Origin of the sequence: Propionibacterium sp. oral taxon 192 str. F0372, assembly GCF_000413315.1 — a bacterium.
In the GTDB taxonomy this organism is placed as follows: Bacteria; Actinomycetota; Actinomycetes; order Propionibacteriales; family Propionibacteriaceae; genus Brooklawnia.
Map to the genome: position 1 here is coordinate 1,720,984 of NZ_KE340297.1, position 21,343 is coordinate 1,742,326.

17 protein-coding genes are annotated in these 21,343 nt (G+C 60.8%); 8 read left to right on the top strand and 9 right to left on the bottom strand.

The annotated features are described in order from the left end of the window. Positions 1-15: 15 nt before the first annotated feature. Positions 16-1,155 (bottom strand): YkvI family membrane protein, encoded by a 1,140-nt coding sequence (locus tag HMPREF1531_RS08090; RefSeq protein WP_016669456.1) that lies wholly within the window; start codon positions 1,153-1,155, stop codon positions 16-18. Between the two features lie 230 nt (positions 1,156-1,385). After that, complete coding sequence (gene cysE, locus HMPREF1531_RS08095) at positions 1,386-1,913, bottom strand: serine O-acetyltransferase (RefSeq protein ID WP_016669457.1); 528 nt, start codon at positions 1,911-1,913, stop codon at positions 1,386-1,388. Positions 1,914-2,012: 99 nt separating this feature from the next. On the opposite strand from cysE, the gene guaA reads away from it, so the two are divergent. Both guaA and HMPREF1531_RS08105 read left to right on the top strand, forming a co-directional pair. Next, complete coding sequence (gene guaA, locus HMPREF1531_RS08100; protein ID WP_016669458.1) at positions 2,013-3,560, top strand: glutamine-hydrolyzing GMP synthase; 1,548 nt, start codon at positions 2,013-2,015, stop codon at positions 3,558-3,560. 105 nt (positions 3,561-3,665) lie between these two features. Continuing rightward, the gene (locus HMPREF1531_RS08105; RefSeq protein ID WP_016669459.1) at positions 3,666-4,127 is read left to right on the top strand and encodes a zinc ribbon domain-containing protein; all 462 of its coding nucleotides are present in this window, start codon (positions 3,666-3,668) and stop codon (positions 4,125-4,127) included. 88 nt (positions 4,128-4,215) lie between these two features. On the opposite strand, the gene HMPREF1531_RS08110 is transcribed toward HMPREF1531_RS08105, so the two are convergent. Then, positions 4,216-5,889: an MFS transporter gene (locus tag HMPREF1531_RS08110; protein WP_016669460.1), complete on the bottom strand. Its 1,674-nt coding sequence runs from the start codon at positions 5,887-5,889 to the stop codon at positions 4,216-4,218. A 199-nt stretch (positions 5,890-6,088) separates the two neighbouring features. On the opposite strand from HMPREF1531_RS08110, the gene HMPREF1531_RS08115 reads away from it, so the two are divergent. Then, the gene (locus tag HMPREF1531_RS08115; protein WP_016669461.1) at positions 6,089-9,736 is read left to right on the top strand and encodes a hypothetical protein; all 3,648 of its coding nucleotides are present in this window, start codon (positions 6,089-6,091) and stop codon (positions 9,734-9,736) included. Positions 9,737-9,774: 38 nt separating this feature from the next. Here HMPREF1531_RS08115 and HMPREF1531_RS08120 read toward each other — a convergent pair whose 3' ends face one another. From HMPREF1531_RS08120 to HMPREF1531_RS08130, 3 genes are all read right to left on the bottom strand, one after another. Next, a complete protein-coding gene (locus HMPREF1531_RS08120) occupies positions 9,775-10,809 on the bottom strand; it encodes a threonine aldolase family protein (protein WP_016669462.1) in 1,035 nt (344 codons plus the stop codon). A 127-nt stretch (positions 10,810-10,936) separates the two neighbouring features. Next, on the bottom strand, positions 10,937-11,131 hold the full coding sequence (locus tag HMPREF1531_RS13675; RefSeq protein WP_016669463.1) for a hypothetical protein: 195 nt from the start codon (positions 11,129-11,131) through the stop codon (positions 10,937-10,939). A gap of 327 nt (positions 11,132-11,458) precedes the next feature. Then, positions 11,459-12,793, bottom strand: a complete 1,335-nt coding sequence (locus tag HMPREF1531_RS08130; RefSeq protein WP_198011020.1) for an MATE family efflux transporter — start codon at positions 12,791-12,793, stop codon at positions 11,459-11,461. A gap of 179 nt (positions 12,794-12,972) precedes the next feature. On the opposite strand from HMPREF1531_RS08130, the gene HMPREF1531_RS13680 reads away from it, so the two are divergent. Next, the gene (locus HMPREF1531_RS13680) at positions 12,973-14,139 is read left to right on the top strand and encodes a hypothetical protein (protein ID WP_198011021.1); all 1,167 of its coding nucleotides are present in this window, start codon (positions 12,973-12,975) and stop codon (positions 14,137-14,139) included. Positions 14,140-14,211: 72 nt separating this feature from the next. On the opposite strand, the gene HMPREF1531_RS13685 is transcribed toward HMPREF1531_RS13680, so the two are convergent. Both HMPREF1531_RS13685 and HMPREF1531_RS08150 read right to left on the bottom strand, forming a co-directional pair. Next, positions 14,212-14,397 (bottom strand): hypothetical protein, encoded by a 186-nt coding sequence (locus HMPREF1531_RS13685; RefSeq protein WP_016669467.1) that lies wholly within the window; start codon positions 14,395-14,397, stop codon positions 14,212-14,214. Then, positions 14,394-15,434 (bottom strand): PspC domain-containing protein, encoded by a 1,041-nt coding sequence (locus HMPREF1531_RS08150; protein ID WP_036897564.1) that lies wholly within the window; start codon positions 15,432-15,434, stop codon positions 14,394-14,396. The genes HMPREF1531_RS13685 and HMPREF1531_RS08150 overlap by 4 nt, the downstream gene beginning before the upstream one ends. A 102-nt stretch (positions 15,435-15,536) precedes the next feature. Between HMPREF1531_RS08150 and HMPREF1531_RS08155 the strand changes: the two genes are divergently transcribed. The 3 genes from HMPREF1531_RS08155 (at position 15,537) to hemQ (ending at position 18,364) form a co-directional block, all read left to right on the top strand. Next, on the top strand, positions 15,537-16,778 hold the full coding sequence (locus tag HMPREF1531_RS08155; protein ID WP_016669469.1) for an ATP-binding protein: 1,242 nt from the start codon (positions 15,537-15,539) through the stop codon (positions 16,776-16,778). After that, positions 16,775-17,455 (top strand): response regulator, encoded by a 681-nt coding sequence (locus HMPREF1531_RS08160; protein ID WP_016669470.1) that lies wholly within the window; start codon positions 16,775-16,777, stop codon positions 17,453-17,455. Before HMPREF1531_RS08155 ends, HMPREF1531_RS08160 begins: the two co-directional genes overlap by 4 nt. Positions 17,456-17,578: 123 nt before the next feature. Then, complete coding sequence (hemQ, locus tag HMPREF1531_RS08165) at positions 17,579-18,364, top strand: hydrogen peroxide-dependent heme synthase (protein ID WP_016669471.1); 786 nt, start codon at positions 17,579-17,581, stop codon at positions 18,362-18,364. Between the two features lie 92 nt (positions 18,365-18,456). On the opposite strand, the gene HMPREF1531_RS08170 is transcribed toward hemQ, so the two are convergent. Next, positions 18,457-18,711 (bottom strand): GlsB/YeaQ/YmgE family stress response membrane protein, encoded by a 255-nt coding sequence (locus HMPREF1531_RS08170; protein WP_016669472.1) that lies wholly within the window; start codon positions 18,709-18,711, stop codon positions 18,457-18,459. Between the two features lie 149 nt (positions 18,712-18,860). Here HMPREF1531_RS08170 and pcrA point away from each other — a divergent pair, with 149 nt between their 5' ends. Next, complete coding sequence (gene pcrA / locus HMPREF1531_RS08175) at positions 18,861-21,260, top strand: DNA helicase PcrA (protein WP_016669473.1); 2,400 nt, start codon at positions 18,861-18,863, stop codon at positions 21,258-21,260. Positions 21,261-21,343: the final 83 nt, after the last annotated feature.

Here is a 21,343-nt window from a genome sequence, read left to right on the forward strand (position 1 = left end):
CTGATTCCTTCCTGTTCAGGCTTCGTCCGGTTCTGGGGCGTCGGCGGCCTGCCGCAGGGTGCCGGGATCCGGGTTGATGCTTCCGGTTGCCCCGACCTTCTTGAAGTACATCCAACTCATGAGCACCATGATGATCATGCCGCCATAGCCCAGCGCCGGGTAGACATAACCGACGAGGTCCTTGAAGCCGACGAAGGATGCGATGAAGCAGACCACCGCGATGCCGATGAGCAGCGGAACCTTGCCGAATTTCTCAAGAGCCGGGATATCGGCGAAGCGTTCGTAGGTGCCGAAGAAGCAGGAGATCGCCGTCGAGTAGAGACCAAAGAACAGCACGAGGGTGTAGACGCCCTGCATGATTGGCGAGATGTTCGCCGCTAGCTCAACCATTGGTAGGGTCGTCGTGCCGATGATTGAGGCGTTGCGGATGAGGGCGAAGTACTCCACCAGTGCGCCAAGTCCCAGCAGGAAACCACCGATGAAGGTGCCCCAGAACAGAGTGCTGCGCTTCATCCTGCCCTCATGGCCGATGGGTACCAGAACGGCGATCGCCAACTGGGCATTGAAGGAAACGTAGAGAATCCCCGACATGATCCAGTTCTTGATCATTGGGGAGGAGTTGACCTCGTACTCGGTGGCCGCGGCAGAGATGGGATTGGCGATGGCATACAGCGATACGCCGATGGCCACCACGACCATGATCGGGACGATCAACGATTGGATGAGTACCAACCCACGCATGCCGAATAGCAAGTTGATCACGCACAGCACGACGAGGAAGATCCCCCCGGCTGCCAGGGGTAGGCCGAACTGCCGCTGGAAGTTGGCCGCGTTACCCGCGATCATGATGACGAAGGTCCCCACCAGCGAGAACAGGATCATGATGTCGCAGAAATACTGGGGAATCGGATTCTTCAGCGGATTGACGACATGCTGGTAGTCGCTGGTCTGCAGCTTGCGGCCCAGGGCCATGGCGAAGTAGCCGGTCAGGAAGAACAGGACACCGGCGATCAGGATCGCTCCGATGCCCCATGGCCCGAAGTAGACGAAGTACTGCAGGATCTCCTGCCCGGATGCGTAACCGGCACCGATCACGGTGCCGACGAAGGTGGCGGCAATGCCCAGCACATTGACCGATTTGAGATTGGAAGACACGAAAACCCTCCTGTGAATGGGTCCGGGAGTTGGATGGGCCCGGATCCTGTGGTCGGTGTTGGTGGCGGGATGCTCTCGGCATTGAGGGCACCGGTTGTCGGGTCGCCACAACGGTCTCATTGTGTTCCATGAATGCAGTCGTGTCAGCAAATTGGCCACATTGGGTACGAAGACAGTTGTAGGAGCGGCAATCCAGCAGGTGCCACCGGGAGAGCTTGTGCCGGTCTGGCTCAGGCGATGACGTCGCCCCGCCGCACGTTGGAGGGGATGCCCACGACGACCGCTCCTGGTTCGACATCCTTGACCACTAGGGCATTAGAACCGATTTTCGCATCGTTCCCGATGACTATGTCGCCGACTACCTTGGCGCCAGCCCCGATGAGAACCCGATCACCGATGGTCGGATGACGCTTGAACCTGCCTCTGGCACGTCCTCCCAAGGTGACCTGGTGATATATGAGCACATCGTCACCGACGATCGCGGTCTCGCCGATCACCACACCCATACCGTGGTCGATGAAGAATCGACGCCCGATCGTTGCTCCCGGGTGGATCTCAATGCCCGTCCAGAAGCGGGCGAACTGGGAGAGGAACCGTGCCGGGAAGCGCCCGCATGGACGGCTCCACAACCAGTGGGCGACCCGGTGGGCCCAGATAGCGTGAAGACCTGAGTAGAGGATGGCGACCTCGAACTTGGAGCGTGCTGCAGGGTCCTCCCGCTGCGCAGTGGCAAGGTCTTCGTTAATGCGGTGGAACATGATGCGCAAACTCACTCTTCCATCAAACCATCCTCCGCTGCCGAGGAACCAGTCCGACATGGTCATGGGTGCCGCGTGGCATGCGTTTAGAATGCCGCCATGGCTTCTCGTCCTGTCATTGTCATCGACTTCGGCGCCCAGTACGCCCAGTTGATCGCCCGCCGTGTGCGCGAGGCTCGGGTCTACTCAGAGATCATGCCGCACACTGCCAGCGCTGCCGAGGTGCTTGCCCGCCAGCCGCAGGCGATCATCCTGTCCGGTGGACCACAATCGGTCTACGCTGAGGCAGCGCCCCAGGTCGATCCGGGGCTGCTCGATGCAGGGGTCCCGGTATTCGGCATTTGCTACGGTTTCCAAACCATGGCCAGTGCCTTGGGCGGTGAGGTATCTCGTACCTCCACCTCGGAGTTCGGACGCACCCAGGTGAGAATCGCTCCCAGTGGGGTGCTCACCGCAGGGGTTCCTGCCGATGCGCGGATCTGGATGTCCCATGGTGATGCAGTGACTGTCGCTCCGGATGGTTTCGCTTGTCTGGCGCAGACCGTTGGTGCTCCGGTAGCAGCCTTCGAGGCTCTCGATCGGAAGCTGGCCGGAGTTCAGTGGCATCCCGAAGTGCAGCACTGCGAGTACGGGCAGAAGGTATTGGAGAATTTCCTGTACAGGATCGCCAGGATCACCCCGGAGTGGACTTCAGCCGGCATCGTCGCCGAGCAGGTGGCCCGGATCCGGGAACAAGTAGGGGACCGCAAGGTGCTGTGCGGGCTGTCCGGTGGGGTTGATTCCGCGGTCGCGGCCGCCCTGGTACAAAAGGCCATCGGTGAGCAGCTGACTTGTGTGTTTATCGACCATGGTCTGCTGCGCAAGGGTGAGGCCGAGCAGGTCGAGAAGGATTTCGTCGCATCCACTGGGGTGCGTTTGGTGGTTGCCGACGAGAAGGATCGCTTCCTTAGTGCACTGGCGGGGGTGAATGATCCCGAGATCAAGCGCAAAACCATCGGCCGAGAGTTCATCCGTGCCTTCGAGGATGCCGCCCGGAAGATTGCCGGCGAGCAAGGAGTCGACTACTTGGTCCAAGGAACTCTTTACCCCGATGTCGTGGAATCTGGCGGTGGTGAGGGAGCATCAAACATCAAATCCCACCACAATGTTGGGGGGCTGCCCGACGATCTGCAGTTCACCCTCATCGAACCGCTGCGCGTTCTGTTCAAGGATGAAGTACGGGCGGTCGGCACAGAGTTGGGTCTGCCCGACCACATCGTGTGGCGTCAGCCCTTCCCCGGGCCGGGGTTAGCTATCCGGGTCATCGGTGAGGTCACTCGTGAGCGCCTCGACGTGCTGCGTGAGGCAGACGCCATCGCCCGCGCCGAACTCACCGCTTCCGGGTTGGACCGTGAGGTCTGGCAGATGCCGGTAGTGCTGCTCGCCGACGTTCGTTCAGTCGGTGTCCAAGGTGATGGGCGTACCTACGGTCATCCCATTGTGTTGCGGCCGGTGTCTTCGGAGGATGCCATGACCGCTGACTGGTCGAGGCTTCCCTACGATCTCATCGAGAAGATCTCTACCCGGATCACAAACGAGGTGCGTGAGGTCAACCGCGTCGTCATCGACGTGACCTCCAAGCCGCCGGGCACCATCGAGTGGGAGTGATCTCCTTGCATGCCAGGTTTCCTGGGCCCGCAACAGATTGTTTCTCGACGACTGGTATTCCCTCTGCTTGGATCAAGTGCAAGACGACATTGAAGGAGCGGCATCATGGCATTCGGAGAGACCCTTGCGGAGCTTCGCAGACAGAAGGATCTGACTCAACAAGAACTTGCTGAACGGCTGTACGTGACGCGGCAAGCGGTGTCACGGTGGGAGACCGGTGAAACGACGCCAGGGATCGACATGATGAAGCTACTCGCCATCGCGCTCGACGTACCGGTCACGCGCCTTCTCGAAATGCCGGGCTCATGCTGCAATAGCTGCGGAATGATCCTGGCCGACCAGGCGGAACGTGGTCATGAGGCAGATGGGTCCATCTCGGATGCCTACTGTGTGTGGTGCTATGACGAGGGGCGTTTCCTTCAGGAGGTGGACATGGAGTCTATGATTGAGGACTGCGCCCCTCGCATGGTCGAGCACGGAGGGTTCAGCTTGGACGAAGCTGTTTCGTTGCTTGGCGCGGTGCTGCCCCATCTGGACCGGTGGCGTGTTGCGGGAATGAAATCGTGACACACGAATCTTCCCCGGCCTCAACTCATTCACCAGGGATTCATCCCAGCTCCCAGGCCAAAGGCAGGCTAGACCTTGTGAGACTTGATCAGTCCCGGGAGTAGCGCTCCATCATGTCGAGCTCAATCTCCTCAAGGGAACGCCCCTTGGTCTCGGGCATCACCTTGAACAGGATCGTGCCGATGACCAGGTTCGCCACCCCGTAGACGGCGTAGGTGGCCGCACCACCTAGGGCCTCAATCATCGATGGGAAGGTCCATGTGATGGTCGCGTTGGCGATCCAGTGGCAGAAGATTGCTGTGCCGTTCATCACCCCGCGTACCTGGGAGGGGAAGACCTCGCCGAGCATTGTCCACACCACGGTGCCGTTTGAAGACTGGACGATCACCATGAACACGCTCATTAACCCGAGCACGCCCCAGGCAGCCCAGCCCGGGGCAGGGGTACCAGTCCTGATTGCCGGTGAGATGATTGTCGCGAAGACAGCGGCGATGGCAAGCAGGCATACACCAACCCCCACCACGTCAGCGATCAATAGCCCGCGACGGGAAAATTTGCGGATCAGCCACAGGCCGAGGGCCGCACCGAAGACACTCATCACGCCATTGGCGACCTGAGCGGTGATCGCGGCAGAGGTCGACATGCCCGCCAGGTCGAGCACCTTGGGGGCGTAATACATGACGGTATTCACCCCGGTGGTCTGGTTCACGATCGCCAGGAAGATGCCGACTCCCAGGAGCCGACGCAGCCATGGGGTACGCATCACCCTGACGAATTTCGCCCGATGGGAGGCCTCGTTCATCTCCGCGTCGTGGGCGCGGGTCATCTCCAGCAGTTCGTCGACCAAGGGATCAGCGTCGTCATTGCGCACCTGCTTGAGGGCCCCGATGGCCTCGTGCAGACGGTTAACCGAGATGTACCACCGGGAGGACTCGGGCATCTGGCGGATACCAATCCACAAGGCAATGGCCGGTACCGAGCACAGTACGAGCATGTAGCGCCAGGCCTCGCCATTACCCGATGCGATGACCAGTTGGTCACAGAAGGAACGGAATTCCTCTGTGCTCATGGTTCCACCCTTGGCGAGTTGCAGGGCACTGATCGCGTCATAGGAGTAGGTGCCGGGGGCGAAGTGCCCAGACGGATCGACGGAAATGGTTAACTGCGGACCGCCGTGTAGCGCCGAGATCGCAGCATTCATCGCGAAGGCCAACAACTGACCGGTGACTATCATCAACTGATCCACAGCGACGATCGACCCGCGTACCGCCTTGGGGGCGGTTTCGGACAAATAGACCGGGACGGTTGCACTTGCGCCGCCCACCGCCATGCCGAGGATGATCCGAAAGGGATACATCACCCACACATTGGGTGCGGCTGCGGTGCCGATGGCCCCGATGATGAAGATGATGGCCAGAAGGGTGAGGTTATGGCGACGCCCGTACTTGTCGGATAGATAACCGCCGACCAGTGCCCCGATAGCGGCGCCGATGAGCAGGGTGCCGCCGATGGCTCCCTCTTCGAAACTGGTGAGCCCTAACCCGCGTGCGGCCAGCGGCATGTGCATGAATGGAAGGGCTTGGGAGATCACCCCGGTGTCGTAGCCGAAGAGCAGGGAACCGAGGGTGGCCACACCCGCGACGGCCACCACGCTGCGACGTGGTCCCGCAGCGGGAGTGCCGACGACGGCCTGGGCCATCTGCTGACGATCGGGCTCGGAAGGGAGCCTGCGGGAGATGGCATCCGAGGCGGAGGCGCGCATCTGTGTTCCTTTCCCGGTGCAGGACTGCACTGGACAGTGAATCAAGGTTACCGGTTCCATCAGCGATCACGTCTTCTGGGGCAACACTCGGACTACGAGGGCAGCAGATTGATGTCCTCCAGGCAAGACTGACCTGCCATCTGCAGTTGTTGGCGACCCCCCCAGGTGATTAGCGTGGTCACTGCTTCTAGGAGACCGCATGCAGAAAATCGCATCATTCCTGGTCGGCAGGCACCTTGTGGTGCTCGGCCTCATGACCATGGTGACGGTAGTTGGTGCCTTCCTCACATCCCGGCTCCACGTGACCACGGAACCGATCACGGCTCTGCCTGCCGCATCACAGGCGGGGCAGCAGGTGATGGCTGAAGAATTCCCCACCCCCACCAAGCGGACATCGATCAGGGTGATGGGCACCGGACTCGATGTATCCGAGGCCCGGGTGTTGGCAGATAGGTTGCGGCAGATTGAGCACGTCATTTCTGTCGATCATGATCTAGCTTCTGGTGAGTACACCTCAGGTGAACACAGCCTGTTCGTGCTCCACCTCGACTGCGAACCCGCATCTCTCGATGAAGCTGCCGTCGAGGAAACCCTGGACAAGGATTTTACTGATGACAACATCGTCTGGACACCCGAGCAGGCCAGGGCTCCGGGAATACCGTCGGCAGGAGTGCTTACCGTTGCGGCTGCGCTAGTGCTGATCTTGCTGCTGGCGGTGAGCGCATCATGGAGTGAACCAGTTCTGGTGCTTTTGGCATGCGCATCGGGGACACTCATCACCTGGGGTAGCGGCGCGGTCTACAAAACGATGCCACCCCTGGGCGCCTTGATCGTGGTGGTGCAGGTGGCGTTGACGGTCCACCATTCGATCACCCTGTTGGATCGTTACCATCGGGAGGAGAACAGGAACGACCAACCCTCTGATGCGATGGGTGCCGCACTCATCGCGACTCTGCCACCGGTAATCACCACCACATTGGCCACCCTCGTGGCGCTCGCGGTGTTGTGGGGCATGGGAGTCCCGCTACGTATTCAACTGGGCGCTGGATTGGCCACAGCCGTGGTGACCAGCGCGATCACCGTCTTCATGGTGCTGGTTCCGCTGCTGCTCGTCACTCACAAGATATTGGCGGCGACCGCGAAAACCAGCTGGAAACCGGATGCCGGGCGATTGGCAGATCTCCAATACCGCTGCCGTGGGCTGGTGGCTGTCGCTCTGCTGGTGGTCACCGTGGGGTGCTGCATCATGGCGGGAAACTCCGGGATGGTGCACATTGAGGGGCCTCGTGATCAGGTCTCACCAATCTTCCCTAAACGCAACCAGGTGGTGCTGCTGCATTCCAGCAGCGACACCGCGCAGGCTTCTGCGCTGGTCAACCAGTTGGCTGCCGATCCGAGGGTGGATCAGGTTACCGCGGTTCCGACGGTGACAACCATTCCTCAAAGTGCCGGTCAGATGGCCACAGCCATGGATACCCTGGTTCCAGGGGAAGGCCTCGACCCAGATGTGCTGCGTTTGGTGTACCAGGACATGTTCGGTGAGGTGCCCGAGATGAGTGCCGGGGAGTTCATCACCTTCGTGACCTCGCAGGCCGCCGGTGACCCGCTGATTGCCAAAGGCGCCGGGGCTGCAAACGCCGTCCGGTTGCGTGGTCTACTGCCCTACGCAGACCGGGCGGCGATGGTTGCTGCGGTTCCGTCCTCCGCTCTCGCCGAACGCTTTGGCCTGGACAGCGCCCGCGTAGAGCAGATGATGCTGGAGCACTATGCTGCAAAAGGAGGGGTTGATCCCGGGGCTCTCACCTTACGCGAGTTCATTGATTTCATCGTTGACCACGTGAGCGTGGATCCGTCGATGTCAGGCACCTTGGATGCAAACACCATGGAAGAACTGCGCGGGCTGAGGCGTTACACCGATGCCCGGGTGCTGCAGACCCCTATCAGCCACGGGGCAATGTCCTCTCTGCTCGACGTGGACCAGTCACGGATGCTGGGGGTCTATGCCCGCCACCAGGTCGATGATGGCAGCTATGCTCAGACAACCTGCTCACTGCCGGAGATCATCTCCTTCCTGAGAACTATCAACGACCAGCCTTGGGCCTTGGGCCTCATGGATGATCAGCAACGTTCCAAAGTTGAGGCCGTGGCCCGCTTCACCGATACGACGGCCATCACCGTCCCGATGAATGCGCAGGCCTTGGCGGAGACTTTCTCGATGGATATCAATCAGGTCTCACACCTTGTCACAGCGGCTACTAAGGGGAGATCGACGACGACTTCAATGAAGGACTTCGCTGCCTTCGTGCTTGGCAGCGCAGTCGTGGACCCGGTGTTGTCGGTTGGGCTCGATCCTTCGGCAGTGGCGAGAATTCGGGATGCCTCTGCTGCCATGACCGCGAGCATCCAGGAAACTCAACTGGACGTATCCACCCTCACCTCGCTGCTGCAGATGCCTGCTGAACAGGTGCAGTTGGCCCTGGCATTGCAGGCTGCCGAGGGCGAGTCAGGGTTCTGGTCCTATACTCCCAGCCAGTTGATCAACTATGTCGCCACAGATCCCCAACGCTTCGTTCCTTTGCTCGGCGACAAGGCGGTCGCCATGCAGCAATTATCACCATTCATCACCGGGGTTATCGAAGGAACCCGGTTCACCCCCTCAGGGATGGCCTCCAGATTTGGTGCTCGAGTCCAGCAGATGAACCAGATTTTCCTGCTGCGCCAGTTACGTACCGGCACTACCCAGACCTGGGTGATGAGCCCCGCCGACTTCCTGATCATGGTCACCGATGAGGTTTTCGCGGATCCGGGACGAGCCGCCCAGTTCGACCAGGCCGCAGTGACGTCGCTGAAAGCCTTGCGAAGCCTCGTCGACTCCGTCGTCTCCCAGGCTCGGGTTTCCCCGACGCGGATGGCCGAGCTATTGGGGGCGATGGGTATGGATACCGGTGTCCCCGCGATTCAGCTAATTCACTTGATCCATGCGACCAGGATTGCCTTCGATGAGACCTGGCGGGTTTCCATGGATGAGCTTCTTATGCACATTCGCACCAAGGTCCTCGACGACCCCAGATTTGCGTCGTTGACCACCAGTGACTCGCGTTACCGGGTGAGGGAGACTCTAGATAAGGTGGACGGTGCGCGCACGACGCTCACGGGAATGAGATTCTCCCGAGTGGTCATCAACACCCATCTGCCGGTGGAATCCGATGAGACAACGGACTTCATCAATGATGTGGAAGCGCGTTCGGACACCCTTGCTGCAGAGCACTATCTAGTGGGTCAGCAGGTGCTGGCCCACCAGCTCGCCGATGCCTTCGATGGACGATGGGTCAGCGCAATGGCCGTCGCCGGGCTGTGCGCCTTGGCCGTCATGGTCATCGGATGCCAATCCATCTCCGGGGCATTGGTGAGTCTCCTGTCTACCTATTGTGGAATCTGGGGAAGCTTGGCATTGCTCGCCGCAGGCGGAGACCGCGTCCACCTGGTGGAGATCCCCATCATCCATGCCATCGTGACGGTTCTGGTCATCGCACACGGATCCGTCTTTGTCACCCGGCTGCGTCGTGAGGCAGCCGTGCGGGGAACACAAGAATCCTTGCGCGCGGCCCACGAGGACTCTTTCCGCGCGATTCTGGTGGCATCCGCGGCACTCATCGGCCTTGCTGGGATCGTGGGGGCGGCTGCGGGTGATGTGACGACCGCTGTGGTGTGTCGCGGCGCCACGCTTGCTGCGGGAATGACGCTCCTCGTGGCGGTCTTCGCCACACCCTGTGGGTTGGCGGTCGTCAACCGGTGGATGGCACCCCGCAGCCCAGTCGGCCATCCTCGCAGGGCGGCAACCGACTGACGCGATGCGAATGTTGAGGCCTGATCAGGATCGACGGGTCACAGGGCAGCGATAACCTCGGCGAGATGATCGATCTGTGAATCGGTGGTTGACCAAGATGCGCAGAACCGGACACAATGCCGGTCGTCGCCCAGTGCCTCCCAGTACTCGAAACCAAAGTGCGACCCCAGGGCTTCCATCTGGGCAGTGGTTACCACGATGAATTGCTGGTTGGTTGGTGAATCCATGTGGGATGCGATCCCGTGGGAGTTGAAGATCTGTTTGATCCGTTGTGCCTGTTCATCGGCCCGTGCGGTGATTCGGAAGTACAGGTCATCGGTGAAGATCGTGGCAAATTGGATACCGAGCAACCATCCTTTGGCCAGTAGGGCCCCGCTGCGCTTCATCATCGACCGGAACCCGTCGGCGATGACCGGATTGATGATCACTGCGGCTTCCCCGAACAGCAAACCGCATTTGGTGCCACCGATGGTGAAGACATCACTTAGCCTGGCGATGTCCGCGATTGTCACGTCATTGGCAGATGACCCCAGCCCATAGCCGAGACGTGCCCCGTCGATCATCAGGAAGAGCTTGTGACGACGGCAGGCCTCGGAGATTTCGGTCAGCTCGGACAGTGAGTAGAGGGTTCCAAATTCGGTGGGAAAGGAGATGTAGACCACCCGGGGCTGGGTGACGTGTTCGGGCACTGTCGATCTGGCCCACCTTGTGGCCGCATCTTCGATCTGAGTTGCTGCCAGCTTCCCGTTGCTGGTCGGCAGTGCCTCCACCTTGTGTCCGGTGGCCTCGACGGCTCCGGTCTCATGGACAGCGATGTGCCCGGAATCGGCGCTGAGTACCGACTGCCAGGGACGTAACGCGGCAGCGATCAGGGTGGAGTTCACCTGTGTGCCGCCCACCAGGAAGTGGATTTCGGCGGCGACCCCGCCGAGATGGGCGGAGATCAGCTCTCGGGCACGGGCACACCAAGTGTCGTGGCCATAGCCCGGATGGGAATCTTCGTTGGCGGCGGTCAAGGCGGCCAGGACGTTTGGATGAGCGCCTCGGTCATAATCATTGTTGAACAGGATCATTGAGGGCCTCGATTGTCTTCGGTGGGGTAATCAGTTTTCCAGGGCCGCCTAGCGCTTGTCGCTGACCAGTTCCAGCCGTTGATCGTGACATCTCGGTGCTGTCCGGGACGCTTGCGATGCGGGAGAATCAGGAATCCCTCTCCCCGTGCCAGTGCTTGATACCGGCCAGGATGACGACGACCGAACCTGGTCTCAGCGAGACAGCAGGACTGCCCTCCTGCTGATAGCAACCGGATCCGGCAGTACAGATGAGAACTTGGCCAATACCCGTGGCGGCGTGGTGGATCTGCCAACTGTTGCGGTACCCCGGTTCGAACGTCATATGAGAGCTCTCCGGCCTGCGGGTCGGCCAACAGGCTCAGGAAGGATTACCCGGTGAAGAATTCGTTGTGGGCAAGGTTCGGTTCGCTTGTGTCAAAAACATTCGCTGACTCGAACTGCTGCCGGTCACTGTTGCGCATGGTACGGCTCTTTCTTCCGGAGACGATGCAACAACATTGAGGTTTTACCGCTTAGATGACTCCCATCAGCCAGATCACTGCTCGATGGACAACAACCCCAACTCGATGGAAAAGAGAATACGTTCATATCCATCGTGAACACCGAAGTCGGCAAACGATGTGGGAGCCATTCAGGGCAGCGCCGGTGCTCAGAGATAACCGTAGTGACGACGGGCGCCCAGCACGATGGAAAGGGTCACCAAGAAGGCCAACACCTCGGCCACCACTGCGGATGCCCAGATCCCGGGTACCCCGAAGAATCCGGGAAGCACTAGTACGCACAAGCATTCGAAGACCAGAGTCCGGCAGAAGGCGATGACCGCAGACAGCAGCCCGTTGTTTAGGGCGGTGAATAGGATACCGCCCAAGATGTTGAAGCCGATCAGAAGGAAGGCCAGGGCATAGATCCGGCCTCCCTGGACAGTGAGATCCAGTAGATTCTGGTTCCCGGCGGCGAACAGCCCGGCAACCGGGCGAACTACAAGAAAGATGGTGATGGTCATCACCAAGTCGAAGATCGTTACCAGAGTCACCGACTTGGTGAAGAGGCTGCGCAGTTCGTCGGTGCGACGGGCGCCATGGTTGTAGGCGATCAGCGGGGAAACTCCGAAGGCGAAGCCCAATAGGATTGCCGCGAACCCGAAGCCTGCGTACATGATGATCCCGTAGGCGGCGACCCCGTCGGCCCCGGTGTACTTGAGTAGTTGATAATTGTACAGCATTCCGACAACAGCCATCGCGATATTCGCCATCATCTCGGAGGAGCCATTGGTACATGCCTTGCCTAGGGCACGCCAGTCACGAACCGCTTTCCCCAGTTGCAGCATGGAAGGATTGGGACGCAAAAACCAAATCAGGGGCAGCAAACCTCCGGCCAAAGACGCGATGACCGTTGCCCAGGCCGCCCCGGCCAACCCCATGTCCAGCGGAACGATCAACAACCAGTCCAGCGCCATATTGGTGATCCCGGTGCCGATCACGAACCACAGCCCGGTGTGCGGACGGCCTCCTGCGGTGAAAAAGGACTGGAACACGGCCTGGAGCATCATGGTGGTTAGCCCGACGAGGAAGATTCTGCCGTACAGGGTTGATGCTTCCAACAACTGACCGGTCGCTCCGAGTCCTCGTGCCACATCCGGGACGAGCCAGGCCCCAATAGCGGAGGCTACTACACCCAATACGATGGTCGCCCGGATGATCAACGAGAAAAGTTGGTTGGCCCGTTCAGGCTGGGCTTCTCCGAGGGTCTTGGCCACCAGGGCACTGCCTCCCGAACCGAGCATCATCCCGAGCGAGGAGATCATCTGCAGCATCGGGTAGATGAAGTTGAGTCCCGCGAACTCAGTGTTCCCGACGAAATTGGCGACGAACAACCCGTCGACGATCGCGTAGATCGATGTAAACAGCATCATGGCTGCTGTCGGGGCGGTGAACCGGAGGAGCTTTGCGAAGGTGAAATGGTCTGAGATCTTGATCTGCATCATTCCCCTTTGCCTTGAAAATGTCGGCGACAAGCCTATGTGTGCCGGTTCCCGAGGATCAATCGGCAGGCAAATCTGTTGCGTGGCATCCGGTTGTGATAAGTCGCGGAGATCTCAGGGTGTTGCCGCTGGCCTGGGTGGCCCCCAGGGATGGCAAACTTGAAGAGTCACAACAGGAGGTCATGATGACGGCAGACGACACCCCTAGGCGGGTCACGGGCTACGATGTGCACGGAATCACCGCCACCAGCGATGATGAGCTTGAGGATCTTGAGGTCTACGAAGAACTCGTTGACCTGAACCGCAAGCGGCACGAGAAGGAAGAAGAAGGATCCGGCGGTGCGCGCCCCCCAATGATCGGTGCGCAGGGCCAGGGCTCTGGTGTGTCCGGCTCTGCGGGAACAATGCCGTCTGGTACCACGGCCCCCGGTGTGGCAGCTGGTGCAGTTCAGGTGCCCGGTGGCGTAGGCGTCGGTAATGGCCAGGCTGGGTTCGGCGCAGGGGCTGCTCAGGCATCCGGAGGATTCGGCGGAGTGACTGGCCGAGAGGCCGTATCCCGTTCCTCTGCGGGCGGCGGAGCGATGTCTGCTCCACCCATCGGTATGACAGCAGCGGCAGGTTCTTCCGCGGGTGGCAGTGTGGCCGGATATGCTCCTGGCGCCGGTTCTACCGGGGCAGCCGGGGGTACCCAGGCATCCGGTTCTTCCGGCCATGTGGCCGGTTATTCTGCTGGCACCATCGCAGCCGACGGTCGAATTGACGGTGGTAGATCAGACTCCGACGGTTCCGGTGGCAGCAGTTCCAGAATTATTGGTGGCAGAGGGACGAACCCTGGCACAGGGGCTCCTCGCGCTGGATCCTACGCTCTGGTGGACCTGAAAGTGCCTGCCCGCGGTGGAGCAGGTGGCAATGGGACCGCGGAGTTCATCTCAGGACCCGGTGGTACTAGCAGGGGAGCTATCGGTGCAGGTGCCGGTGGTGCTGTCGCTGCCGGGGGAGCCGCTGCCGGAGGGGCCGCTGCTGCGGGCAGTATCGGCGGGTGGGCTGGGACCGTTGAGGCCTCACCCGATGCGATTGAGGCCAGGTCCGCAGCCTGGCAGGAATGGGCGGCTCGTATGGAGGACATCTCCAAGGTGCTTTCCCGCACAACCGCCGAACGCAGGGATTTCGGTCTGGTGCAGACGGCTGAGGCCGGTTATCACGATTCTCAGAGTTCGTCGACCAAGTGGAGCGCCCAGGGCAGCCTTGAGTTCAAGGATTTTGCTGATGCGGTGTCCGGGACGGGGCAGGCCTATCGCACCACCGAGAACGAGAGCACCGAAGCGGTGAAACAAAGGTTGACCTACTGAGCTTTCCATCACCTATCTCCGTGGCCGATGCCTTTTTGGTGTCGGTCACGGTCACGTTATAGTCAGGACTGGTTACTGGTTGGTCCTGCTGCTCCACAGGCCGAGCAAGCCCAGGACGATCAACAATACCGGGACACCGGTACGGACCAACTCGGTGACTGTCTCGGCGGCTCCCATCGCCTGAAAGAGAGCAACGAGTGCCACCAAGGCGAACATCGCAGCCCAAGCCAGTGTCGAAACCCTCGGTCGTCGGCTCATGGCTGAGAGACCACCACCCTCGAATTGGTTGCGGTGATCTGGATCAATAGATGGGGGGCACCCGCTTCACGCAGCGCGGTGCCTGTTGTTCCATCCCGACCGGAGCCGTACAACACGAAGGCATAGGGGAGGTTTACCGTCGAATCGGTGTATTTCACGTCCACATCGATGTTTTGTTCGGTTGGGAGAACCAAGGTCAGATTGGAATTGTCCACCTCGATTGACCAGGTGGAATCGGTCGTGACAGTCATGGAACTCAGGTCATAGATGACTGAGGTTGCCGTCAGGGCGACGTCATGTAGTTCGGACTGTTCGACCAGTTGGGGGCCGGGTACCACCGAGGAGGAGCTGGTGTAATAAATGGTGACGAAACTCGTGGCTGTCAGCAAGGTTAGAATCACTCCGGTCGCGATGAGTAATCGTGAGGTACCCACCCAAGCGGTGATCGCGGTGCCGATTGCGGTGATTGCTAACCCGATTCCCAAGATCAAGAAGGGGTCCAGTCCACTTGCCAGCAGCACCGCCATCACCAGGGCCGCTGTGGCTGTGGTAAAAGCTCCCAGGGCTGTGGCCGAGCGTGCTTGGGACGGGGCGGAAGTGGGCTCCTGCAGGTTCTGTCCGTAGCGCACCCGGCGCCCCAGCCACACCATGAGCCCGATGACCATCAACGTGTTGAACCCGGCGATGGCCTGGAAAAATGTTCCGGCACCGAGGGAGAGTAGAATGGCCAGGGTAATCGCTCCACCGACCACGGACTGGGAGGACTGGTTGCGCCATCCACTTCCCAGCCGGTCCAGGGGAGCCCGTCCGGTATCGGTGTCGATGGTCAGGGCAACCAGGAATAGGTAAGCGATCACGCCCAGGCCGCCGGATGCTGTGAGCACGACGAACAGGCATCTGATGAGCAATGGGTCGATACCCGTCCAAGCTGCCAGCATCCGGGATACTCCCGTCCACGAATGGTGCCCGGGGGTGCGGTGCAACCGCAACAGCGTGGTCGTCCAATCCTGGGGAGCCGGTGTGTGGACGGAGTACATGAAGCAAGTTTGTCTCATTTCTGTCCGACAACCCATGCATCACCACCCCGATTCTTCCCCGGCAGAGTGGAAAACGATCCCGGACCATGTGAGTCTGGTTCGGTGAACACTGCTCGGCCGACGCTGGGACACTCCCAGCCAGTGATCCGACCTGGCCTGCACAGATCGCTCGGTCGTGCTTGGCTCGGAGGGGTCGCCGGCGGCATCGCCCGTCACCTGGGATGGTCAGCCTGGGTGGTGCGTGGCGGGTTCATCGCACTGACCTTCTGCAATTTGTTCACTGTCGGCATCTACGCTGCTTTGTGGATGCTGATGGCCGACGAGCCGAGCGCGGTGCAGGCACCTGGCATCATGGCCGCATCCCACCAGGGGATGAGGCCTGCCGGGAATGACCATTCGGTCAAGGGATCTGGAATTGGTCGGATCACGGCATTCTCGATGCTGGCCGTAGGAGTGCTGGCCTTGGCCTCACGAGTGGGCTGGGGGATCTCTAGTCCCTTGTTCTGGCCCGCGTTGATGGCTGCCATCGGTATCGTCCTGGTGTGGCTGCAAGCCGACACACCGGCCACCGGGCGCAATCGTTGGCTGCTGGTATTGCGGGTGATCGTCGGCATGAGCATGCTGGGAGTCGGCATTTCCCTGCTCACAGCTGCCCAGATTGGTCTCGACCAGATTCCCGTGGTGATGTCGGTCGTTGCCCTGTCAATCTCGGGTCTGCTGGTCGTCGCGGCTCCATGGTTCTTCTCCTATCTACGCAAGCTTGATATCGCCCGGGAGGAGAAGCTGATCGCCGACACCCGGGCAGACATGGCTGCACACCTGCATGACTCGGTCCTGCAAACCTTGGCCCTCATCCAGCGTCAAGCCGATGATCCGCGTCAGGTGGCCTCTCTCGCCCGTCGTCAAGAAAGGGAACTGCGAACTTGGCTGTACGGGGATGTGAAGGCCCCGGGCACTCTCAAGGCGGCGCTGGTGGAAGCCGGTGGGGAGATTGAGGATGAACGCGGGGTGCCCATCGAGGTGATCTGTGTTGGCGATGTTGAGCTTGACGAACGCCTTCATGTGCTGGTCCAGTCGGCCAGGGAGGCGATGATGAATGCAGCCAAGCACTCTAAGGCGGCAATGATCGACGTGTACGCTGAGGTCGACCGGGATGCGGACCCTGCGACGGCGCAGGTCTTCGTACGCGATCGTGGCGTAGGTTTTGACATGGCCCGGATTGCTGCCGACCGGATGGGTGTGCGTGGTTCGATAATTGACCGCATGGAACGCCACGGAGGCGTGGCGACGATTCGTACGGCGCCCGGTGAGGGCACCGAGATTCGATTGGAGATGAAACTGTGACCACCGAGACCTCCGAAGCCATACATATTGGCCCGTGGCGGGTCGTCCTGGTTGACGACCACGCCATCTTCCGGGCTGGGGTTCGCCACGAGTTGGACAAGCGCCCCGACGAGATCCTGGTGGTCGGGGAGGGCGAGGACGTCGCATCCTCGGTCGCGGTGATCAACGAAACCCTGCCCGATGTTGTCCTGCTGGATGTGCACCTCCCGGGCGGAGGTGGTGCCGAGGTTGCCAAACAGGTGCATGCCACCCATCCCGAGGTGAAATTTCTGGCGTTGTCGGTCTCGGACGCAGCCGAGGATGTCATCGGGGTCATCCGGGCCGGGGCCAGGGGGTATGTCACCAAGTCGATCTCTACCGACGACCTAGTGTCCGCGGTTGGGAGGATCGCCACCAATGACGCCGTTTTCTCCCCGAGGCTCGCAGGTTTCGTGCTCGACGCTTTCTCCGGGTCCATCGACGTTGCATCCATCGACGAGGACCTGGACCGGTTGAGCAACCGGGAACGCGAGGTGATGAAATTGATCGCCCGCGGCTATTCCTACAAGGAGGTTGCCCGGGAGCTGTTCATCTCCATCAAGACGGTCGAGACTCACGTCTCCTCGGTACTGCGCAAGTTGCAGTTGTCGAACAGGTACCAGCTCACCAAGTGGGCGACCGACCGGAAACTCGTCTGACCTCGGTGGGATGGCCGACGATCTCGTTGCTGACTATCCTCGGGACAGGGCCGGGAAGGCCCACGGGCACCAGGCCGCGTCAAAGTTGCGGCTTGGGGGAGAATCGTCGACGAAGGAGAGGCAGTGTCCACCCATCCCCAGCGTTCCGCAGAAGGCATGGTCCACCGCTTCGAGGACGAGATTCGTCGTCCTCATCGCGACCCCAGGGATGCGACCGAGGTTGATTTCGACGCGGTGAACAACGCCCACCACTATGCGCTGTGGGCAGTCTTCCGGTTGGCTATCGCCCTACCAACCGGTGAGGTGGAACGCCACCGTCTGGTGGGGGAGTCGGAATATTTCGTTGCCAGCAGCAATATCACCACCCGCGGCTGGTATGACGTCGCGGGATTCCGTTCCGATGCCGACCTGCTGGTGTGGTGGTTGGACGACGATCCGGATGCGCTGCAGGACGCTTATCACCGACTACGGGCAAGCGCTCTGGGCAGGCACTTGGAGCCGGTGTGGTCGTGCATGGGATTACACACCCCGGCGGAGTTCAACCGGCGGCATATCCCGGCATGTTTCGGCGGAGTGGCCCCTCGGGACTGGCTGATGGTTTACCCCTTCGTCCGCTCCTACGACTGGTATCTGCTGGCGGACGAGGAGAGGTCCCGGATCATGGCAGCTCATGGGCGTCAGGGCTTCTCCCAGTACCCGGATGTCAAGGGTTCCACCCTGGCAACCTTTGGCATGAGCGATTACGAGTGGATTCTTGGCTTCGAGGCAGACACCTTGGATAGGTTGGAGGGGGTCATCCACCACCAGCGTCACACCGAAGCGAGGCTCCACGTGCGGGTTGACACCCCCTTCTGGACCGGACGACGCGTTGATCCGCGGGTCTGGGCCGACCGCCAACCCCGTAACTGAACAACCGCTGATGGAGGTCCGGGTTTTTCATGCAGCAGACACTTCCCTCGTGTCTCGCCTGTTGCTACGGAGGCGAGACACGGCTCGCGCGATCAGGATTTGTTGGTCATCTTGTTGTAGATGAAGGTGACTAAGAAACCGCCGAGGACGGCGAGAATCCAGGTCTGCAGGGAGAAAAAGTGCCGAAGAGATGCGCCAAACAGGGTTGAGCCAAACCAGCCGCCCACCATGGCACCGAGGATGCCGAGCACGATGGTCATGATCCATCCATTGCTTCCCCCGCCAACCACTGCCTTGGCGATGGAACCGGAGATAAGGCCCAGAAGTATCCATGAGATGAATGACATGCCGCCACGATATCCCGTTCCTCAACGCCCGGATCCGTTTCTCCGGGGTCGGCTCGGGTTGGTTCGGGTGATCTCCTGATACCCAGTTGTGCTCTGCTGGGGGTGTACACCCGCGAACTGTCCCGGGCCTTGGATATCGTAGACCCGCCATGACTTCTTCGGACCTGTTCCCCGCCTTCACCACCCCGGCGCCATCGTTGCTCACCGAGGTGGTTCCCGATCGACCCGCACCCTTCACCGCGGAGACGGATCTGCTGGAGAGATTGAACCCGCCGCAACGAGAAGCCGTCGTGCATGCCGGTTCACCGGTGCTAGTGATCGCGGGTGCGGGTTCCGGCAAGACTCGGGTACTCACCAGGCGCATTGCCCATCTCGTTGCTGTCCGTGATGTGCATCCCGGATCGATCCTGGCCATCACCTTTACTAACAAGGCCGCTGCCGAGATGCGCTCCCGGGTTGCCGATCTGGTCGGCAATCGGGCTCGCGCCATGTGGGTGTCGACCTTCCACTCAGCCTGTGTGCGTATCCTACGTTCAGAGATCGACAAGCTGGGCTATCGCAAGGCCTTCTCAATCTACGACGATACCGATGCCCGGCGGCTGATGGCCCTGGTGGGTCGCGATCAAGGTCTTGATACGAAGAAATTCCCTCCTCGTGCCCTGCTCAACTGGGTGTCGGGTTGCAAGAACGAATTGGTCACCCCCGATCAGGCTGTTGCTCAGGCCCAGGGCGCAGATGAACCCCTCGCTGAGGCATATGCCGAGTACGACAAGCGGTTGAAGGCAGCCAATGCCCTAGATTTCGACGACCTCATTATGAAGACGGTGCAGTTGTTCGAGCACAACCCCAGTGTTCGAGAGAGTTACCGCCGCCGGTTCCGGCAGGTGCTCGTCGATGAGTACCAAGACACCAACCATGCCCAGTACCTGCTGGTCAAGCAGCTGTGCGGCGAGCTTGGCGATGACGGATTGCCCGCTGACGCTCCGCGTATCGGGCCGGGGGAGTTGATGGTGGTCGGCGACTCTGACCAGTCGATCTACGCCTTCCGGGGTGCGACTATCCGCAACATTCTTGATTTCGAGGCCGATTTCCCCGGGGCCCGCACCATCCTGCTGGAGCAGAACTATCGCTCCACCCAGACCATCCTATCGGCGGCGAATGCCATCATCCGGCACAATGAAAACCGGCTCGACAAGCAGTTGTGGTCTCAAGCCGGGGATGGTGAGCGGATCATCGGATATGTCGCTGATACCGAACATGAGGAGGCGAGATTCGTCGCTGACCAGATCGACTCCTTGGCTGATTCCGGCGACAAGTATTCTGATATGGCGGTCTTCTACCGCACCAATGCCCAGTCCCGGGCCTTGGAGGAGGTCTTCATCCGGGTCGGGGTGCCCTACCGGGTGGTCGGTGGAGTGCGGTTCTACGAGCGCAAGGAGATCAGGGATGCCATCGCCTATCTGCGGGCGATCGCCAATCCAGACGACGATGTGTCGGTGCGACGAGTGCTCAACACCCCGAAGCGAGGTATCGGGGAACGCGCCGAGAACGCACTGACGATGCTCGCCGGCAATGAGCAGATCACCTTCTCCGAGGCCATCGACAGGGCAGACGAGGCTCCGGACATGGCTTCGCGTTCGGTCAACGCAGTGCGGGCCTTCTCCGACATGATGGCCGGGCTGCGCGTGATGGCTGCCGAAGGGGCACCAGCCCACGAGGTGCTGGAGGCCGTCTTGCAACGCAGCGGGATGATGGCAGAACTTGCTGGTTCCAGCGATCCCCAGGACCAGACGAGGGTGGAGAACCTCCTCGAATTGGTGAAGGTCGCCCAGGAGTTCGTGGCCCAGGCCACAGCCCAGGACATTCCCGATGACCCGGGTGAGTCCGACGCCGAGTTGATGGGTGTGGCCGAACCCGACCCGTCGCTGCCCGCTTTCCTGGAACGCATCGCCCTGGTTGCCGATTCGGATCAGATTCCCACCGACGGGGCCGGAGTGGTCACCATGATGACCCTGCATACCGCCAAAGGCCTCGAATTCGACAACGTCTTCCTCACGGGTATGGAGGACGGCATCTTCCCCCACATGCGATCTATGACCGACCCCAGGGAACTTGCCGAGGAACGCCGCCTGGCCTATGTGGGCATCACCAGGGCGCGCAAACGGCTACACCTGTCGCGGGCCGGGGTCCGCACCGTCTTTGGTCAGATATCCCATAACCCGCCGAGCCGTTTCCTGGACGAGATCCCGGCCGGACTCATCGACTGGCGGCGTACCGGTGCGGAAGCCGCCAACTGGGCAGCCACCTCGACGCCCCGTTCCTACCAACCCCCCAGCGATGAGGGCCCGGTGTTCGGTTCCGGAACAAGTAGGGGAGCCAAAACAGTTCCCGCACTGTCGGCTGGTGACCGGGTGCTACACGCCACCTTCGGCCTGGGCAAGGTGGTGGCGGTCAGCGGGGAAGGCAACAAGGCCAAGGCCGACGTCGACTTCGGATCGGCCGGCACCAAAAGGCTCGCCCTGAAATACGCACCGTTGGAGAGGCTTTGATCATGGCCGATGACTCCCGGCGCACACGCAAGCGACGCCACCAACTAGCGTCTGTCCATGCTGGCCCCGACCGTACGTGGCGA

Excerpts from the sequence above, each read along its gene's own strand:
- cysE (WP_016669457.1), bottom strand. The coding sequence starts at position 1,913 with ATGTTCCACCGCATTAACGAAGACCTTGCCACTGCGCAGCGGGAGGAC.
- guaA (WP_016669458.1), top strand. The coding sequence starts at position 2,013 with ATGGCTTCTCGTCCTGTCATTGTCATCGACTTCGGCGCCCAGTACGCC.
- HMPREF1531_RS08105 (WP_016669459.1), top strand. The coding sequence starts at position 3,666 with ATGGCATTCGGAGAGACCCTTGCGGAGCTTCGCAGACAGAAGGATCTG.
- HMPREF1531_RS08110 (WP_016669460.1), bottom strand. The coding sequence starts at position 5,889 with ATGCGCGCCTCCGCCTCGGATGCCATCTCCCGCAGGCTCCCTTCCGAG.
- HMPREF1531_RS08115 (WP_016669461.1), top strand. The coding sequence starts at position 6,089 with ATGCAGAAAATCGCATCATTCCTGGTCGGCAGGCACCTTGTGGTGCTC.
- HMPREF1531_RS08120 (WP_016669462.1), bottom strand. The coding sequence starts at position 10,809 with ATGATCCTGTTCAACAATGATTATGACCGAGGCGCTCATCCAAACGTC.
- HMPREF1531_RS13675 (WP_016669463.1), bottom strand. The coding sequence starts at position 11,131 with ATGACGTTCGAACCGGGGTACCGCAACAGTTGGCAGATCCACCACGCC.
- HMPREF1531_RS08130 (WP_198011020.1), bottom strand. The coding sequence starts at position 12,793 with ATGATGCAGATCAAGATCTCAGACCATTTCACCTTCGCAAAGCTCCTC.
- HMPREF1531_RS13680 (WP_198011021.1), top strand. The coding sequence starts at position 12,973 with ATGATGACGGCAGACGACACCCCTAGGCGGGTCACGGGCTACGATGTG.
- HMPREF1531_RS13685 (WP_016669467.1), bottom strand. The coding sequence starts at position 14,397 with ATGAGCCGACGACCGAGGGTTTCGACACTGGCTTGGGCTGCGATGTTC.
- HMPREF1531_RS08150 (WP_036897564.1), bottom strand. The coding sequence starts at position 15,434 with ATGTACTCCGTCCACACACCGGCTCCCCAGGATTGGACGACCACGCTG.
- HMPREF1531_RS08170 (WP_016669472.1), bottom strand. The coding sequence starts at position 18,711 with ATGTCATTCATCTCATGGATACTTCTGGGCCTTATCTCCGGTTCCATC.
- pcrA (WP_016669473.1), top strand. The coding sequence starts at position 18,861 with ATGACTTCTTCGGACCTGTTCCCCGCCTTCACCACCCCGGCGCCATCG.